Below are 16,329 nucleotides of genomic sequence, written 5' to 3' on the forward strand. Positions count from 1 at the left end.
CTTGAAACGCCTCGCGGAGACGGGGCAAACAGCGCGGGTGACCGACACCATCTTCGCCCTCTCGAGCGGCGCGCTGCCCGCGGCCGTCGCCATCGTCCGTTGCAGCGGTCCGCTGGCTGAAGAAGCGCTTGAGCGCCTTGCCGGCCCGCTGCCACCGCCGCGCGAGCTCGCGCTGCGGACGTTGCGGGCAGGGGACGGCACCACCATCGACCGCGCGCTGGTCGTCCGCTTTGCCGCGCCCGCGACCGTCACGGGGGAGCCGCTGGTCGAATTCCACTGTCACGGTGGCCGGGCCGTCGTCGCGCGCCTTCTCGCCGAGCTCGCCAGCATGGAAGGGCTGCGGCACGCCGAGCCGGGGGAGTTCACGCGCCGTGCGCTCGGCAACGGCCGGCTCGACCTGACCCAGGCCGAGGGCCTCGGCGAACTCCTCGGTGCCGAGACCGAATGGCAACGCCGCGCCGCCGTCGCCACCGCGGGCGGGGCGCTCCGCCACCAGGTCGAAGCCTGGCGCACGCGGCTCGTCATGCTCTCGGCGCAAGCGGAAGCCGCGATCGACTATGTCGACGAGGACGAGACCGAGCCGTCGATGGGCTTGCTCGCCGCCGCCGCGGACGACCTTCGCGCCGAATGGGAGCGCTGGCTGGCTTCGCCGCGTGCCGAGTTGCTGGCCGACGGACTGCGGGTGGTGCTCGCAGGACCACCGAACAGCGGAAAATCCAGTCTCTTCAACGCTTTGAGCGGTTCGGACAAGGCCATCGTCACGCCGATTGCCGGCACAACCCGCGACGTCATCGAAACGCGGCTCGATCTTGGCGGTATTCCGATCACTCTCGTCGACACGGCCGGCCTTCGCGACAGCGAGGACGAGGTCGAACGCATCGGTGTTTCGCGTGCGAGGGCAGCGCAGGAAGAGGCCGATCTCCTGCTCTGGCTCGGCGACCCTCGCGCGGCACCGACTGGAAGGTCGACCATCCTCGTCCATGCCCGCGCCGACGAGCGGAGCGATCCCGCGCCCTTGGCCAGCATCGCGACGTCGGTCATCGGCGGTGAGGGGCTCGACACCCTGACGAGCGCCATCGCGGAGCGTGCGAAGAATATTCTTCCACCACCGGACCGGACGGCACTCAATCGCCGCCAGGCGACATCGCTCGAGATCGCATGTGATGCACTGACCGATGTGACGGCGAACGACATCGTCATCACTGCCGATGCGCTTCGCCGAGCGCTCCTCGCGCTGGACCATCTGTCCGGTCGCTCAAGTACCGAAGACGTGCTCGACGCGCTATTTGGGCGCTTCTGCCTCGGCAAATGACCCTGTTTCACGTGGAACAACTCGTAAAAGCGGCTCGCCGGCGCTAGGGCGCGCTGATGTTCGACGTCATCGTGATTGGAGCAGGGCACGCTGGTTGCGAGGCGGCGGCTGCGGCAGCGCGTCGCGGCTCCAAGGTCGCGTTGCTGAGCTTCGACCCCTCGAACGCGGGTCAGATGAGCTGCAACCCGTCGATCGGCGGGGTCGGCAAGGGCCATCTCGTCCGTGAACTCGATGTCTTCGACGGCCTGATGGCGCGCGCCGCCGATCGCGCGTCGATTCACCGGCGCATGCTCAACCGGAGCAAGGGACCGGCGGTATGGGGTCCCCGCATCCAGGCCGACCGCAAGCTTTATCGGCGGGCAATCGAAGACCTTCTGGCCGAGCTCCCGATCGCGCGCCTGACCGGCGAGGCCATCGCCTTGCTGATCGATTACGACCGCATCGCCGGGGTCGAGCTCGCCGACGGCACCCGCCTTCACGCCCCCGCGGTGGTCGTTGCGACCGGCACCTTCCTCGACGCCCGGATATTCATGGGCGAGGAGTCTCGCCCCGCAGGCCGAGAGGGCGAGCAAGCCAGTGTTCCGCTCGCCGCGCAGCTCCGTGACGTCGGGCTCGCCGAGCGGCGGCTCAAGACAGGGACCCCGCCACGGCTCGATGGTCGTACCATCGACTGGGCGCGCCTCGGTGAGCAGCCGAGCGATTCCGAGCCGTGGCGCTTTTCCGCGCATCCTGAGAGCTGGAAGCCCGTTCCCCAGCTCCGCTGCGCCATTACGCGCACCAATGACGCGACCCACGCCATATTGCGCGAAGCCGAAGACCGCTCCCCGCTCTATTCGGGGGCGATCGAGGGGAGGGGGCCGCGCTATTGCCCGTCGATCGAGGACAAGATTCGCCGTTTCGGCGATCGCGACGGGCACCAGATCTTTCTCGAGCCCGAGGGGCTCGACGATCCGCTGGTCTACCCTAATGGCATCTCGACCTCGATGCCGGTCGAGGTGCAGACCCGTTTCATCCGCTCGATCGTGGGACTCGAGCGGGCCGACATCGTCCGGCCTGGCTATGCGGTCGAATATGAGCATGTCGATCCGCGCCGACTCGGCACCGATCTCCAGGTCCGCGACCTGCCCGGCCTGTTCCTCGCGGGGCAGATCAACGGCACCACCGGTTACGAGGAAGCGGCTGCGCAGGGCCTGGTCGCGGGTCTCAACGCTGCGGCGTTCGTTCGCGAAGAGGCCCCGGTCACCTTCACCCGCCAGTCGAGCTACATCGGGGTGATGATCGACGATCTGACGCTCCAGGGCGTGACCGAACCTTATCGCATGATGACCGCGCGGGCCGAATATCGCCTGCTGCTGCGCGCCGATAATGCGGTTTCGCGGCTAGGGGCGATGGCGCTCGACACCGATTGCCTGTCGAACGCGCGGCGCTCGGCGATCGTTCGCCACTTCGAGGCACGGGCGACATCGGAATTCGCCGCGACGGAGCAAGGGCAGGCAGACGCCCTCTATGCGCCTTATGTCGCGCGGCAGCAGAAGGAATGGGCCGACGTCGATCGCAGCCGCGCGACGCGCCTTCCGGCGTCGCTAGCCTTTGCCTCCATCCCGGGCCTTTCTGCCGAGATGGCCGAACGGCTTGAGCTCGCGCGGCCCGAAAACCTCGATCAGGCTTCGCGCATTCCTGGGATCACGCCTGCGGCGCTGACGGCACTTTATGTCGCCGTCTCACGGACTGCCGCATGATCGAATCGCTGGGAGAAGCATTCGGAGGGCCTGTTTCACGTGAAACGGCCGCGAAGATCGAGCGCTATGTGTCGCTTCTCCTCGACGAAAACAGCCGCCAGAATCTCATCAGCCGCGGCAGCGTCGAGGACGTTTGGCAACGGCACATCATCGACTCCGCCCAACTCCTCCGACACGCTCCCACCGACGCGTCCTGGCTCGATATCGGGAGCGGCCCGGGCCTCCCCGGCATGGTGCTCGCTATGCGCGATGTTAGAGAAGTTACGATGGTCGAACCCCGCCGCTTGCGCACTGCCTTTCTCGAGCGGTGTCGCGACGAACTCGACCTGAAGAACGTCACGATCGTCACGGGCAAGACCGACCAGCTTTCCGGCCGATATGACGTCATCACCGCCCGCGCGGTCGCCTCGATCGACAGGCTGTTCGCCATATCCTTGCCATTGTCCCATCCCGAGAGCCGGTGGGTGCTGCCAAAAGGCCGAAGCGCGGCAAAGGAACTGGAAGAAGCCCGCCGCACGTGGCAAGGTAACTTCCGACTGGAGCCCAGCGTAACCGATCCGGAAAGCCGGATCCTCGTGGCAGAGGCGGTCCGTCGGAAAGCGGGACGGGGATGATCAAGGTCGCGATTGCCAATCAGAAGGGCGGGGTGGGGAAGACCACCACCGCCATCAATCTCGCCACCGGCCTCGCCGCCATGGGGTGGCGCGTGCTGCTGATCGACCTCGATCCCCAAGGCAATGCCTCGACCGGGCTCGGCATCGGCCCGTCGGCGCGTGAACGCTCCTCCTACGAAGTGCTGATCGGCACCGAAACCGTGACCGACAGCGTCCAGGCGACGCGCGTGCCGCGCCTCGACCTGCTCCCCGCGACACAGGACCTGTCGGGCGCCGAGGTGGAGATGGTCGACCTCGATCGCCGTACGCATCGCCTCGCCGACGCACTCGACGCCGCGCCGCCGCGGTGGGACATCTGCCTGATCGATTGCCCGCCCTCGCTCGGCCTGCTCACCGTCAATGCGCTTGTGGCCGCCCGTCACCTGCTCGTCCCCCTGCAGTGCGAGTTCTTCGCGCTCGAGGGCCTCAGCCAACTCCTGCAGACGGTCGAGCGCATTCGCACCCGCTTCAACCCCGAGCTGTCGATCCTTGGGGTCGCCCTGACCATGTTCGACCGCCGCAACCGCCTTTCGGCGCAGGTCGCCGAGGACGTTCGTGCCTGCCTCGGCGCCGCGGTGTTCGACACCGTCGTTCCTCGCAATGTCCGCCTGTCCGAAGCCCCGAGCCACGGACTACCGGCGCTCATCTACGATCTTCGCTGCTCGGGCTCGACCGCTTATGTCGGTCTGGCGCGCGAGCTGATGGCCCGCCTCCCGGCCCTGAAGGAAGCCGCATGAATCAGCCTGCGCGCGGCCTTGGCCGCGGCCTTTCCGCCTTGCTTGGCGATGCGCCCGTGGCCGCGCCCGGCAGCGCCGACGGCGTCCGCGAACTCGACGTCGCGGCGATCCGCCCCAATCCACGTCAGCCGCGCCGGGTCTTCAACGAGGACGCGCTGGCCGAGCTCGCGGAATCGATCGGCGCGCGCGGTGTGCTTCAGCCGATCCTCGTCCGCCCGGCGGGCGACGCGGGACAATATGAGATCGTCGCGGGCGAGCGTCGCTGGCGCGCCGCTCAGCGCGCGCAGCTGCACAAGATTCCGGCGATCGTCCGGACCTTCGACGAAGCCGGGACCGCCGAAGTCGCGCTGATCGAGAACGTGCAGCGCGCCGACCTCGGGCCGCTCGAGGAAGCTGACGCCTATGCGGCGCTTGTCGAGCGTTTCGGCCACAAGCCTGAGGAAGTCGGCAAGCTCGTCGGCAAGAGCCGCAGCCATGTCGCTAACTTGTTGAGATTACGAGATCTTCCGGAGAGTGTGCGCGCCCATCTCGATGCGGGAACGCTGACGATGGGGCACGCCCGCGCCATTGCGTCTTCGGACGATGCGGAAGCGCTGGCGGAAGAGATTGTGAAGCGCGGCCTGTCGGTTCGGCAGACCGAAGCGCTCGCACGAAAGCGTCGGCCGGGGGCCGGAAGCGACATTGGCCGTGGCAGCGCTCGCCTCACTGCCGCGGCGCGCGATGCCGACCTGCTCGCGCTTGAGCGGCAGCTCGGCGATCTCCTCGGACTGAAGGTCTCGATCCAGCACCAGGGCGGGGCTGGTCAGGTCGCGGTGCATTTCTCGAGCCTCGACCAGCTCGACCTCATCTGCCAGCGCCTGAGCGGCGAGCCGATCTAGCGTCCGGCTGCGCGGGCGAGCTGCATCAGCAATTCGCCGAGCGCCGCCGAGGGTGGGACAGGGCGCAGCATGAGCTCGCGCTCGAGCTTCTGGACCCGGACCATGACTTCGGCGAGGCGCGCGCTCGTCCAGCGCGGGAGGATCCTGGTCACGGCTGCCTTGTCGCGCCAGACCGAGCCGAGAACGGTGCCGATCGATTGACCGCTGTCGACCCGCGCGCGCAGCGGCACGAGCATCAGCAGGCGGCGCTGGAGCGCACGGACGACGGGAATGGCGTCGATCGCCGAAGCTTCGAGCAGCACCAGTTCGGCGCCCAGCTGGTGGAGGTCTCCGGCCAGTGCAAGGTCACCGGGGCGGCTGTGGTCGGTCTCCGCCTGGTCGATCCCGAGCGCATCGACGACGCTCTCGTCGAGGTCACAGGGGCGGTCGGGCGCGGCATCAGCGTAGAGCGCGAATTTCTGGAGCTCGAGCCGGGCGAGCATGAGGTCGCCGGCGGCCTCTTCGGCGACGCGTTCGGCGAGCTGCGGGGTCAGCCGCAATCCTTCGCCGCGCCCGAGTTCGAGGATCGCGGCCACGAGATCGCGGGCGGCGAGCGGCTCGCTCGCGACGTGGATCGCACCCGGCCGGCTGTCGGCGAATTTCGCGATCTTGCTGTCCTTGCGCAGGGTCGAGGCGATGATCGCGATCGCGGGGGCTTCGGCCGAGGGAAGGTCGAGCAAGGCGGTGACGGCGGGGAGAATGTCCTCGCCGGCGGGCTCGATCCACAGCAGCCGCTGGCCGCCGAACATCGAGATGCTCGCAGCCTCGTCGGCGAGCCAGGCGGGATCGCTTTTCAATTGCGCGACGCTGGTGGCGACCTTTTCGGCCTTGAGCGCGCCAAGGAGGCGCTGGGCATGCAGCCGGCTCGTCGAGGAATCCGAGCCCGAAAAAAGATAGAAACGAACCGAGGGGTCGGGCCGGTCCAGCGTGGCGGCGACGCGGCCGGCCGCCAGCTTCACTTCGGGCGGCCCGCGTTGGCGTAGAGGCCAAGCCGACCGACGATCTGGTCCGCCACGACCTGAGCGAGGCGTTCGGCGGCCGTCTGCTCGGCCGCGAGGGTCGCAACGTCGGAGCTGACGACATCGAGGCCGGCGTCGGAGCCCGCGGTCGCGTCCAGAACGACTCGTCCCGTGGCGCTTTCGACCAGGCGATAGCGGGCGCGGATGGTGCGCCGCTCCCGGGTCACGGCGGTGTCGCCGCGGATACCGAAGCCGGTGACGTCGTCGTCGACCTCGACCTCGAGCCGATAGGGCTGCGATCCCTTGGGCTCGCCGAGGCGCTCGGCGAGCGCGGAGCGGAGGAGCCAGCCGGTGCGCCCACCGGCGATGGGCTGGACCGCGATCGACGACAGGAAGGTGGCCGTCTGGCCGCTCGCGCCACCGCCATAGACCGGACGCAATCCGCAGCCGCCGAGCGCGGCGATCAGGAGGAGGGGGGCGAACCGTTTCACAGGACGATGTTCACGAGGCGATCGGGGACGACCACGATCTTCTTGGGCGTGGCTTCGGCGATCTGCGCGGCGATCTTCTCGGCCGACAGCGCCATCGCCTGAAGGTCTTCGCGGGACAGGCCACGCGGCGCATTCATCGTGTGGCGAAGCTTGCCGTTGACCTGCACCGCGATCGTCACCTCGTCGTCGACCAGCAGCGCGGGATCATGGGCGGGCCAGGGCTGGTCCACCGCCATCCCGCTGCCGCCAAGCGCCACCCATGCTTCTTCGGCGAGGTGCGGCGCCATCGGCGCGACGAGGATGACGAGGCTCGAAATGGCGGCGCTGCGGTCGGCCGACGGGGCGGCCTTCTCAATCGCGCTGGTCAATTCGTAGACCGCCGCGACGGCCTTGTTGAATTGCAGGCCCTCGACCGCGCTGCCGACCGCGGCGATCGCGCGGTGGAGCTTACGGCGGAGCGCCATGTCCTCGCCCGCGCTCTGCCGCTCGGCGGTGGCGAGGCGCCACACACGCTGGACGAAGCGGGCCGCGCCCTCGATCCCGCCGATCGACCATTCGAGGTCGCGCTCGGGCGGGCTGTCGGAGAGCATAAACCAGCGCACGGCGTCGGCGCCGTAGCGATCGATGATGAAGTCGGGGTCGACGACATTCTTCTTCGACTTGGACATCTTCTCGACGCGGCCGCTGGTGACCGGATGGCCGCTCTCGACGTGAATCCAGTCGTCGCCCTCACGGCGGACCTCGTCGGGGCTGAGCCAGCTGCCGTCGCCCGCCTTGTAGGTCTCGTGCGTGACCATGCCCTGGGTGAAGAGGCCCTTGAACGGCTCCTTCACCGAGAGCTTGCCGATCCGCTCGAGCGCGCGGGTCCAGAAGCGGGCGTAGAGGAGATGGAGGATCGCATGCTCTACCCCGCCGATATACTGGCCGACCGGAAGCCAGGCCTGCGCTTCGGCCGCGTCGAACGGCTTGTCGTCGGGCTGTGATGCGAAGCGGATGAAATACCAGCTGCTGTCGACAAAGGTGTCGAGCGTGTCGGTTTCACGCCGCGCGGGGCTGCCGCAGGACGGGCAGTCGACCTTGCTCCACGTCGGGTGCCGGTCGAGCGGGTTGCCGGGAATGTCGAAGCTGACGTCTTCGGGAAGGACCACCGGGAGCTGGTCCTTCGGCACCGGGACCGCGCCGCACGCGTCGCAATGGATGATCGGGATCGGCGTGCCCCAGTAGCGCTGGCGGCTGACGCCCCAGTCGCGCAGGCGATACTGGGTCTTGCCCTCGCCCCAGCCATCGGCCTCGGCGCGGCGGATGATCTCGGCCTTGGCCGCGTCGGTGGTGAGGCCGTCGAGAAAGCGGCTGTTGACCGCGACGCCGGCGATGGTCTCGGCCTCGGCGAGCGGGGCATCGGCCTCGTCGGCTCTGGACGCGACCACGCGGGTGATCGGCAGGCCGTATTTGGTCGCGAATTCGAAGTCGCGCGCGTCATGGCCGGGCACGCCGAACAGCGCGCCGGTGCCATAGTCCATCAATACGAAGTTCGCGATCCAGACCGGCAGCTGCCATGAGGAATCGAGCGGATGCGTGACGGTGAGCCCGGTATCGAACCCGAGCTTCTCGGCGGTCTCGATCTCGGCCGCGGTGGTCCCGCCCTGCTTGCAGCGCGCGATGAAGTCGGCGACGTCCTGCCGCTCGGCGGCGAGCGCCTCGGCAATCGGGTGGCCGGGCGAGATGGCGACGAAACTCGCGCCGAAGATCGTGTCGGGACGGGTGGTGAAGACGTCCACCTCGCCGCCTTCGGGACGGGCGAAACGGAACTGCAGGCCACGGCTCTTGCCGATCCAGTTCTCCTGCATCAGCCGGACCTTGTCGGGCCACTGGTCGAGCGAGCCGAGGCCGTCCAGGAGCTCTTCGGCGAAGTCGGTGATCCGCAGGAACCATTGGTTCAGCTTGCGCCGCTCCACCAGTGCGCCCGACCGCCAGCCGCGTCCGTCGATCACCTGCTCGTTGGCGAGCACGGTCATGTCGACCGGATCCCAGTTCACCTCCGATTCGCGGCGGAAGACGAGCCCGGCGGCAAAGAGATCGAGGAACAGCGCCTGCTCGTGTCCGTAATAGTCGGGTTCGCAGGTCGCGAGTTCGCGGCTCCAGTCGAGCGCGAAGCCGAGGCGCTTCAGCTGGGCGCGCATCTGGGCGATGTTCTGGCGCGTCCAGTGGCCCGGATGGACCTTCTTCTCCATTGCCGCATTTTCGGCCGGCATGCCGAAGGCGTCCCAGCCCATCGGATGGAGCACTTCATAGCCTTGCGCGCGGCGGAAGCGGGCGAGGACGTCGCCCATGGTGTAGTTGCGCACGTGCCCCATGTGGATGCGCCCCGAGGGATAGGGGAACATCTCGAGGACATAGGCCTTGGGCTTGGCGCTCGCGCTGTCGGCGCGGAAGCAGCCCTCCGACTCCCACCGCTCCTGCCAGCGGGAATCACTCGCCGCGGGCACGAAGCGGTCGGTGGTCATGGTAACTCCTGTACGTTGCGGCTCTTAGCCGACGGCGGCGCGGCGGATGTCGCGGGCGCGGGTGAGGATGATGTCCTCGAGCTTCTGGACGGTCGCGGCCGTGACCGGCGCATCGACCCACTGGCCGTTCTGGTTGACCTGGCGCGAGGCGGCGACGCGCAGGGCGTCGGCGCGCAGGTCCTGGTCGAGGATCGAGACGGTTAGCTTGACTCGCTCGCCCGGCGCGCTCGGGTTGGCGTACCAGTCGGTGACGATCACGCCGCCGTTGCTGTCGGCGGTAAGCAGCGGCGCGAAGCTCAGCGTGTCGATCGCGGCGCGCCACAGATAGGTGTTCACGCCGATCGCGGTCGTCCGCGACGGCGCGAGTTCGACCGGAATGTTGCGATTGCGGCTGCAGCCCGCGGCCGTCAGCGCGACGGCTGACAGGAGAAGAAGGCTAAGCGGTCGGCGCATGGTCAATTCCCGATTGAAGGAGGCGGATTGCTTGAGGAGCGTTATAGTGGTCGCGTCTTCACTCGCAACCCGTCCCCGGCCATCGCTCGGCTGTGGATTCGATGTCACATCGCGGGATGAATGGGGATGGGTCGTGGAACATTCATCTGCGCCAATCTATGTATCGACTGAAAGGACGCGAAATCGATGAGTCGCCAGCGCGACATGAAGGCGAAGTGGAGCGTGGCGTTTGCCGCGGCCAGCCTTCTGTTGCCTGCGTCGGTCGTCATTGCCGCGCCGAAGTCGAGCGCCAAGCGCCCGCCGGCCGTGTCCCTTAGCTTCGACAGCGGTTTCACCCCGGCGCAGGCCGATCCGCGTCTCGCCGCGGCTCTTGCCAGCCGGCCCTCGCTCGGGTCCGATCTTCGATTCACGCCAGCAGCGAGCAGTCAGCGGCCGTCGCAGATCCGGATCGCGGTGCGCGCGCGGGCGACGACTCCGGCGCAGGTCGCGCTGCGTGATCGCGCGGCCGCCGCGGCGCCGATGGGCGGCACGATGACGCTGACCCCCGCCTCGTACAACCTCGGTGCGGCCGTGGGCTGGAAGCGGTTTGCCGTGGCCGCCGACGTCAGCAAGTCGCAGGGAGCGACGCCCGCGCTCAGCGCCCGCGAGGGTGCGGCGGTGGGCGTGAGCTATAGCTTGAAGCGCTTCACCGGCAGCGTGTCGGCCAGCGCCGATCGCGCCGCGCGCGAACGGACCTCGGCGATCGTGGACCCGACCTCTTACGCTCTCGACGTGGGCGGTGCCTACAACATCAGCCGCAACGTGGCGGTGACCGGCGGCGTCAAGTACAAGATCGAGCGCGAGCAGGTCGCGACCCTGCGCGACCAGCGCCGTGACAGCCAGGCCGTCTACATCGGCACGGCGTTCAAGTTCTGAGCCAACAGTCGATTCCCGCCCAGCCGTGGAAACCGCGCTCCATGAGGGTGCGTCCACGCCGATCATCCATGCCGCCGAGCGCGATGGCGGGGCGGCCGGCCATGAGCATCAGCTCGATCGCCCGTTCTTCGCCGAGCGGCCTCGCCCCTTCGTGCGAACGGGTCTCGTGAACGGGTGAGATGAAGACAAGGGCCGGACGGCGTTCGGCAGCGAGGCGTGCCTCCGCGTCGTCATGGACCGAAAGGCTGAAGGGAAGCTCCGTCGCGCAAGCCAGCGGATTATGGATGAGCGCAGCGCCGACTTGGGCGGCAAGCTCCACGTCCCTTGCCACGGCGAGAACCGCACCAAGCCCCTTCACCTGCTCGGCGAGGCCACGCCGGCGCTCGGGGGAACTGCGGTGGTGCCGCACGACAATCCCCGCGCCGGCCGCGGCTGCCCGTCGCATCGCGTCGTCGAGCTCGCGGTCGATCCGCTCGTCGGTGAAGAGCCAGGCCGTCGGCCAGTCTTGCCTTTCCATCCCCTAGCCCCCTAGCAGGCCCGCATGTCGCATGCAGCCGCCCGCCTCGCCGCCATCCACGATCGCATTGCGCAAGCCGCGCGCGCCGCCCGGCGCGAACCCTCGGCGGTGACGCTCGTCGCGGTCAGCAAGGGTCGCTCGGCGGAGGAGATCGAAGCGCTGATCGAGGCCGGCCAGCGCGACTTCGGCGAGAATCGCGTGCAGGAAGTGGCGGACAAGTGGCCGGCCCTGCGCGCGCGCTATCCCGACGTCCGGCTGCACATGATCGGGCAGCTCCAGTCGAACAAGGCGCGCGAGGCCGCCACGCTGTTCGACGTCATCCATTCGCTCGACCGGAAGAGCCTGCGCGACGCGCTGGTGCAGGCGGGATGGGCCGGGCCGACCTACGTGCAGGTCAACATCGGCGAGGAGGAGCAGAAGGGCGGAGTGGCGATCGCCGAGCTGCCGGCATTCCTGAGCGAGCTTCGGGAAACCCCGCTGAATCTTGCCGGACTGATGGCCATCCCCCCGGCCGGGGTGGAGGCGAGCCCTTATTTCGCCCTGCTGGCGAAGCTCGCGCGGCGCCATGACGTCACTCGCCTGTCGATGGGCATGAGCAGCGATTTCAGCGCTGCGGTGATGCTCGGGGCGACCGTTATTCGCGTCGGGACAGCGTTGTTCGAAGACTAATCGAGATGCCCGCTCTTGGCCTTCTTGGTCGCGAGATAGTGGGCATTGTGCGGATTGGTCGGGAGATGATGCGGCACGCGTGTCGCGACGATCCCCGCCTGGGCGAGACCCTCGAGCTTCGCCGGATTGTTTGTCATGAGGCGCACCTCCGACACGCCGAGCGCGCGGAGCATGGCCGCGGCGAGACCGAAATCGCGCTCGTCATCGCCGAATCCGAGACGGAGATTCGCCTCGACGGTGTCGAGCCCGCGATCCTGGAGGGCATAGGCACGGATCTTGTTGGCGAGCCCGATCCCGCGGCCTTCCTGCCGGAGGTAGAGCAGGATCCCGGCACCTTCCTGTTCCATCAGTTGCATCGCGGCGCGAAGCTGCGGCCCGCAATCGCATTTGAGGCTGCCGAAGACGTCGCCGGTCAGGCATTCGCTGTGGAGGCGGACCAGCGGCGGCCGCCCGCCCGGCGCGCCGACCAGCAGCGCGACATGCTCGGAGCCGTCTTCCTCCGCGCGCATCACGACGATCTGGGTCGGCACCTCGAGGCCATTTACGGGGAGCTGCGCGCGCGAGACGATCGAGACGTGCGACCGCGAGGCCGCTTTTGTCGCCTCGGACGACTCCACGGCCAGCGCCGCCTGAGCCGGCAGCACCCATAGCGCGGGCATCAGCCCGGCGAGGCGCGCGAGGACCAGCGCGCCGCGTGCCGCCTCAAGGTCGCCCGGCGCTTCGGAAGCCAGTGGCCCGGCCGAGAAGCGGCCAAAGTCCTGCGCGGGATCGACCAAGGCGCGGACCGCGCGCGCGTCGAGCCAGTCGCGCCGCGCGATCACCACCGGGGCATGGCTGTTCGCGGCCTCGCGCTGGTTGCCCAGGCCGATCGCCGACGCCCGCTCGCCGCTGAGCAGGATCGGGGCGGACCCTTCGGGATCGAGCATGGCGAGCAGGTCGTCGGTGGCGGTCTCGACCGCGGCGACGGTCAGTGTTCCGACCGTCACCGCCCGGCCGGCCCGCAGCGCGGCAATGGCCTGGGCCGCCTTGCTCAAAGATCGAGCTCGATCACCAGGGGCACGTGGTCCGACGGCCGTTCCCACGCACGGCAGGGTTCGTGGACGCGGTGCGCCACCGCCTGCGCGGAGACGCTCGGGCTCGCCCACATGTGGTCGAGCCGCCGGCCGCGATCGTTCTTGGTCCAGTCGGGCGAGCGGTAGCTCCACCAGGTGTAATTGCGCTCGGGCGCGGGGACGAACTTGCGGCCGAGATCGACCCAGTCGTGCGCCTGCTGAAGCCGCGACAGCGCCTCAACCTCGATCGGCGTGTGGCTGACGACATCGAGCAGCGCCTTGTGGCTCCACACGTCGCATTCGAGCGGCGCGACGTTGAAATCGCCGACGATCAGCGTCGGCTCCTTCAGATCCTCGGACCAGCGGGTCATCCGCTCGATGAAGTCGAGCTTCTGCCCGAACTTGGGATTGAGCTTGCGATCGGGAACGTCGCCGCCCGCGGGCACATAGACATTCTCGAGGCGGAGGCCGTGCGGGAGCTGGACTCCGACGTGGCGCGCCTCGCCATTGTCCTGCCAATCATGCCGGCCGTGCGCCTCGAGCGGAATCTTGCTGAGGATCGCGACGCCATGATGCATGCGCTGGCCATTGAGCGCCTGATGGACATAGCCGCGATCGGTGAAGAGCGCGGCGGGGAAGTCCTTGTCCTCGGCCTTGGTTTCCTGAAGGCAGAGGACGTCGGGCTGCTCCTCGTCGAGGAAGCGCGAGACGATCGGCACGCGGGCGCGGACCGAGTTGATGTTCCAGCTGGCGATCTTGAGACGGGTCACTCGGCTCCCCTAGCGCGGGCGGCGCCCCATAGGCAAAGGCCCCCGCTCCGGGGGCATGGAGCGAGGGCCGACCAAGCGTTCGTCACGCGAGGGACCTGACGGGGGCCTTGGTAACAGGGGGAAACCCAAGCCACGCCGCCGGTCAAATGCGCTACTATCTCATGAAGCCTGAAGCTCCAATGAACAGTAGCGAAATGCATACGTATTTACCGACGCTTGCGCGGTTCGGCGTAGGTGAAGGCGCTGTCGGGGAGGGCCACGTTGTAGCGCTGCCCATCGAGCTTGACGGTCGTCTTCTTGTTCTGTGCGTCGATCGCGGTCCAGCCCTCGAGCATCAGGCCGCCCGGCGCGCCAGCCTGCCGCGAGAAGGCGAGCAGCAAGGTTCCGAATTCCGGACGACGGGCGTCCCGGGCACGGACGATCACGATGTTCGGATTGGCCTGCTTCTCGATCCGCGCGATACGCGACAGATTGGGTTGCGGCGACAGAAGCACCGAGAGCGGCGACTTGGCGATCGGCCACGCCGACTTCTGCCCGACCTCGTAGTCGAGGAACGTGAGGTTCTTGCCGTCGCCGACCAGCAGGATGTTGGCGCCCGCCCCATATTCGAAGCGGATCTTGCCGGGACGCTTGAGGCTGAGCGTGCCCGACTGGCTTCGGCCGCGCCCGTCCGTCTGAGTGAAGCGGGCACTCATCGACTGGGTCGCGCCGAGGCTCTGCTCGACCTGGCGAAGCGGGTCGGCGGGCTGGGCGAGCGCGGCCGGGGCAACCAGCGCGAGCGCCGTGGCGGGCGCGAGCAGGCGGGCCGAGAGACGGAGGAAAGACATGGGTTCTCCTGAAAGTTCGTTGGCGCTTGGCCTAGGGTTCGACCCTTGAATGCCCTCTGAACTTGGCGGTTCCCCGCCGTTCAGGCGAGGAAGCGTTCGCGCAGCGCCAGAAGCGACAGCGCCGCCTCGGCCGCACCGCCGCCCTTGTCGAGTTCGCCCGGGTCGGCGCGGACCAGCGCCTGCGCCTCATTCTCGACCGTCAGGATGCCGTTGCCGATGGCGAGCCCGGTCAAGGTCAGGTCCATGATCCCGCGCGCGCTTTCGTTGGAGACCACCTCGAAATGATAGGTTTCGCCGCGGATGATGACGCCGAGGGCAACGAAGGCGTCATAGTCGCCGCTCTCGTCGGCGATGGCGATCGCGGCCGGCACCTCGAGCGCCCCGGGGACGGTAAGGATCTCATGCTCGTGACCCGCACGCTCGATCGCGGCACGCGCCCCGGCAAGCAGCATGTCGTTGAGGTGGGCGTAGAAGCGGGCCTCGACAATGAGGATCTTCGCCATGGTTCAGGCCTCCTGTCCGATGCAGCGTTCCTCGACGATCGCGAGGCCGTAACCGCTGAGTCCCACGGGCGCATGACGGGTGTTCGACAGCAGGATCATGTCGTGGATGCCGAGCGCGGCGAGGATCTGCGCGCCGATGCCGTAGCTGCGGAGCGCTTCGCCTTCCTCGACGTCCTTGCCCGCGCGGCGGTCGGCGGCGCGCGACAGCGAGCCCGGGCTCGCGGCGTGAAGCGCGACGACTACGCCCGAGCCTTGTTGTTCGATCATCCGCATCGCGCCGGCGAGGAGCCCGCCGCGATCCGATTTCTCGCCAAGCACGTCGGCGAAGAGATCGAGGCTGTGCATCCGGACCATCACCGGCTGCTCGGGATCGAGCGGCCCGAGGATGAGCGCGAGCTGCTCGGCGCCGGTCGCCTTGTCGCGGAAGACCTGCGCCTGCCATTCGGTGCCGCTGGCCGAGAGGAACGGGCTGGCGGCGACGCGCTCGACCAGGTGGTCGCGGCGGAGGCGGTAGGCGATGAGGTCGCGGATAGTCCCGATCTTGAGGCCGTGGGTCCGGGCGAAGTCGATCAGATCGTCGAGTCGGGCCATGGTCCCGTCCTCGCGCATGATCTCGCAGATGACGCCGGACGGGTTGAGGCCGGCGAGACGCGACACGTCGACCGCCGCCTCGGTGTGGCCCGCGCGGACCAGCACGCCGCCCGGCCTTGCGACCAGCGGGAAGACATGCCCGGGCGAGACGATGTCGTCGGGGCCGTTGGACGCGTCAATCGCGACCGCGATGGTCCGCGCGCGGTCTCCCGCGCTGATCCCCGTCGAGACGCCGGTGCGCGCCTCGATCGACACGGTGAAAGCGGTTTCGTGACGGGTGCCGTTGGTCCGGGTCATCATTGGCAGGCCGAGCTGGTCGACCCGGTCCTTGGTCAGCGCAAGGCAGATGAGGCCGCGGCCATGGCGGGCCATGAAGTTGATCGCGTCGGGCGTCGCCATCTGCGCGGGAATGATGAGGTCGCCCTCATTCTCGCGGTCGTCGTCGTCGACGAGGATGTACATGCGCCCGTTGCGCGCCTCATCGATGATCGCCTCGGGACCGACCAGCACCTCGGCGGTGCCCCGCTGGAGCAGCTTCTCGAGGCGGACCAGCGTGTCGGCGGTCGGATTCCAGTCCGCCGAGCCGAGCTTCCTCAGCGAATTGGGATGGAGGCCGGCGGCGCGGGCCAGGCCGGACCGGCTGATCTCGCCGGTCTCGATGATCGCGTTGAGGCGATCGATGAGGGAAGTGGACATAACCGTCCAATATCACATCGCAAT

17 protein-coding genes are annotated in these 16,329 nt (G+C 68.3%); 7 read left to right on the forward strand and 10 right to left on the reverse strand.

Annotated elements, in window-relative coordinates; all coding sequences use genetic code 11:
• The first annotated feature begins 37 nt into the window (after positions 1-37).
• From mnmE to ABD693_RS04415, 5 genes are read left to right on the forward strand one after another with little or no spacing between them, the layout of a single operon-like run.
• The gene (mnmE, locus tag ABD693_RS04395; RefSeq protein WP_344695803.1) at positions 38-1,312 is read left to right on the forward strand and encodes a tRNA uridine-5-carboxymethylaminomethyl(34) synthesis GTPase MnmE; all 1,275 of its coding nucleotides are present in this window, start codon (positions 38-40) and stop codon (positions 1,310-1,312) included.
• A gap of 56 nt (positions 1,313-1,368) precedes the next feature.
• Positions 1,369-3,051: a tRNA uridine-5-carboxymethylaminomethyl(34) synthesis enzyme MnmG gene (gene mnmG / locus ABD693_RS04400; RefSeq protein ID WP_344695804.1), complete on the forward strand. Its 1,683-nt coding sequence runs from the start codon at positions 1,369-1,371 to the stop codon at positions 3,049-3,051.
• Positions 3,048-3,665, forward strand: coding sequence for a 16S rRNA (guanine(527)-N(7))-methyltransferase RsmG (gene rsmG / locus ABD693_RS04405; RefSeq protein WP_344695805.1), 618 nt, complete (start codon positions 3,048-3,050; stop codon positions 3,663-3,665). The genes mnmG and rsmG overlap by 4 nt, the downstream gene beginning before the upstream one ends.
• Positions 3,662-4,441 (forward strand): ParA family protein, encoded by a 780-nt coding sequence (locus ABD693_RS04410; RefSeq protein ID WP_344695806.1) that lies wholly within the window; start codon positions 3,662-3,664, stop codon positions 4,439-4,441. Before rsmG ends, ABD693_RS04410 begins: the two co-directional genes overlap by 4 nt.
• Positions 4,438-5,319 carry a ParB/RepB/Spo0J family partition protein gene (locus ABD693_RS04415; protein ID WP_344695807.1) on the forward strand — a complete coding sequence of 294 codons (882 nt, stop codon included), beginning with the start codon at positions 4,438-4,440 and terminating at the stop codon, positions 5,317-5,319. The genes ABD693_RS04410 and ABD693_RS04415 overlap by 4 nt, the downstream gene beginning before the upstream one ends.
• Here the strand turns inward: ABD693_RS04415 and holA are convergent.
• The 4 genes from holA to ABD693_RS04435 are packed head-to-tail and all read right to left on the reverse strand — an operon-like array spanning position 5,316 to position 9,765.
• Positions 5,316-6,317: a DNA polymerase III subunit delta gene (holA, locus tag ABD693_RS04420; RefSeq protein ID WP_344695808.1), complete on the reverse strand. Its 1,002-nt coding sequence runs from the start codon at positions 6,315-6,317 to the stop codon at positions 5,316-5,318. The genes ABD693_RS04415 and holA overlap by 4 nt on opposite strands.
• Complete coding sequence (lptE, locus tag ABD693_RS04425; RefSeq protein WP_344695809.1) at positions 6,314-6,808, reverse strand: LPS assembly lipoprotein LptE; 495 nt, start codon at positions 6,806-6,808, stop codon at positions 6,314-6,316. Before lptE ends, holA begins: the two co-directional genes overlap by 4 nt.
• Entirely contained in the window at positions 6,805-9,312 is a 2,508-nt protein-coding gene (gene leuS, locus ABD693_RS04430) for a leucine--tRNA ligase (protein WP_344695810.1), read from the reverse strand. Before leuS ends, lptE begins: the two co-directional genes overlap by 4 nt.
• A gap of 24 nt (positions 9,313-9,336) precedes the next feature.
• Positions 9,337-9,765 carry a DUF3576 domain-containing protein gene (locus ABD693_RS04435; protein ID WP_344695811.1) on the reverse strand — a complete coding sequence of 143 codons (429 nt, stop codon included), beginning with the start codon at positions 9,763-9,765 and terminating at the stop codon, positions 9,337-9,339.
• 186 nt (positions 9,766-9,951) lie between these two features.
• Between ABD693_RS04435 and ABD693_RS04440 the strand changes: the two genes are divergently transcribed.
• The gene (locus tag ABD693_RS04440) at positions 9,952-10,680 is read left to right on the forward strand and encodes a porin (protein WP_344695812.1); all 729 of its coding nucleotides are present in this window, start codon (positions 9,952-9,954) and stop codon (positions 10,678-10,680) included.
• Here ABD693_RS04440 and ABD693_RS04445 read toward each other — a convergent pair.
• A complete protein-coding gene (locus ABD693_RS04445; protein WP_344695813.1) occupies positions 10,670-11,197 on the reverse strand; it encodes a thiamine phosphate synthase in 528 nt (175 codons plus the stop codon). The genes ABD693_RS04440 and ABD693_RS04445 overlap by 11 nt on opposite strands.
• A gap of 24 nt (positions 11,198-11,221) precedes the next feature.
• Here ABD693_RS04445 and ABD693_RS04450 point away from each other — a divergent pair, with 24 nt between their 5' ends.
• Positions 11,222-11,866 carry a YggS family pyridoxal phosphate-dependent enzyme gene (locus ABD693_RS04450; protein WP_344695814.1) on the forward strand — a complete coding sequence of 215 codons (645 nt, stop codon included), beginning with the start codon at positions 11,222-11,224 and terminating at the stop codon, positions 11,864-11,866.
• Here the strand turns inward: ABD693_RS04450 and ribA are convergent.
• The 5 genes from ribA to ribB all read right to left on the reverse strand — a co-directional run bounded on the left by ribA (position 11,863) and on the right by ribB (position 16,305).
• A complete protein-coding gene (ribA, locus tag ABD693_RS04455) occupies positions 11,863-12,900 on the reverse strand; it encodes a GTP cyclohydrolase II (RefSeq protein ID WP_344695815.1) in 1,038 nt (345 codons plus the stop codon). The two genes, ABD693_RS04450 and ribA, sit on opposite strands and share 4 nt — an antisense overlap.
• The gene (locus tag ABD693_RS04460) at positions 12,897-13,688 is read right to left on the reverse strand and encodes an exodeoxyribonuclease III (protein ID WP_344695816.1); all 792 of its coding nucleotides are present in this window, start codon (positions 13,686-13,688) and stop codon (positions 12,897-12,899) included. Before ABD693_RS04460 ends, ribA begins: the two co-directional genes overlap by 4 nt.
• A 206-nt stretch (positions 13,689-13,894) precedes the next feature.
• Entirely contained in the window at positions 13,895-14,515 is a 621-nt protein-coding gene (locus ABD693_RS04465) for a LolA family protein (RefSeq protein ID WP_344695817.1), read from the reverse strand.
• Positions 14,516-14,595: 80 nt separating this feature from the next.
• The gene (gene ribH, locus ABD693_RS04470; RefSeq protein WP_344695818.1) at positions 14,596-15,018 is read right to left on the reverse strand and encodes a 6,7-dimethyl-8-ribityllumazine synthase; all 423 of its coding nucleotides are present in this window, start codon (positions 15,016-15,018) and stop codon (positions 14,596-14,598) included.
• A gap of 3 nt (positions 15,019-15,021) precedes the next feature.
• Complete coding sequence (gene ribB, locus ABD693_RS04475) at positions 15,022-16,305, reverse strand: 3,4-dihydroxy-2-butanone-4-phosphate synthase (protein WP_344695819.1); 1,284 nt, start codon at positions 16,303-16,305, stop codon at positions 15,022-15,024.
• Positions 16,306-16,329: the final 24 nt, after the last annotated feature.

Source organism: Sphingomonas rosea, from assembly GCF_039538065.1.
Taxonomy (GTDB): domain Bacteria; phylum Pseudomonadota; class Alphaproteobacteria; order Sphingomonadales; family Sphingomonadaceae; genus Sphingomicrobium; species Sphingomicrobium rosea.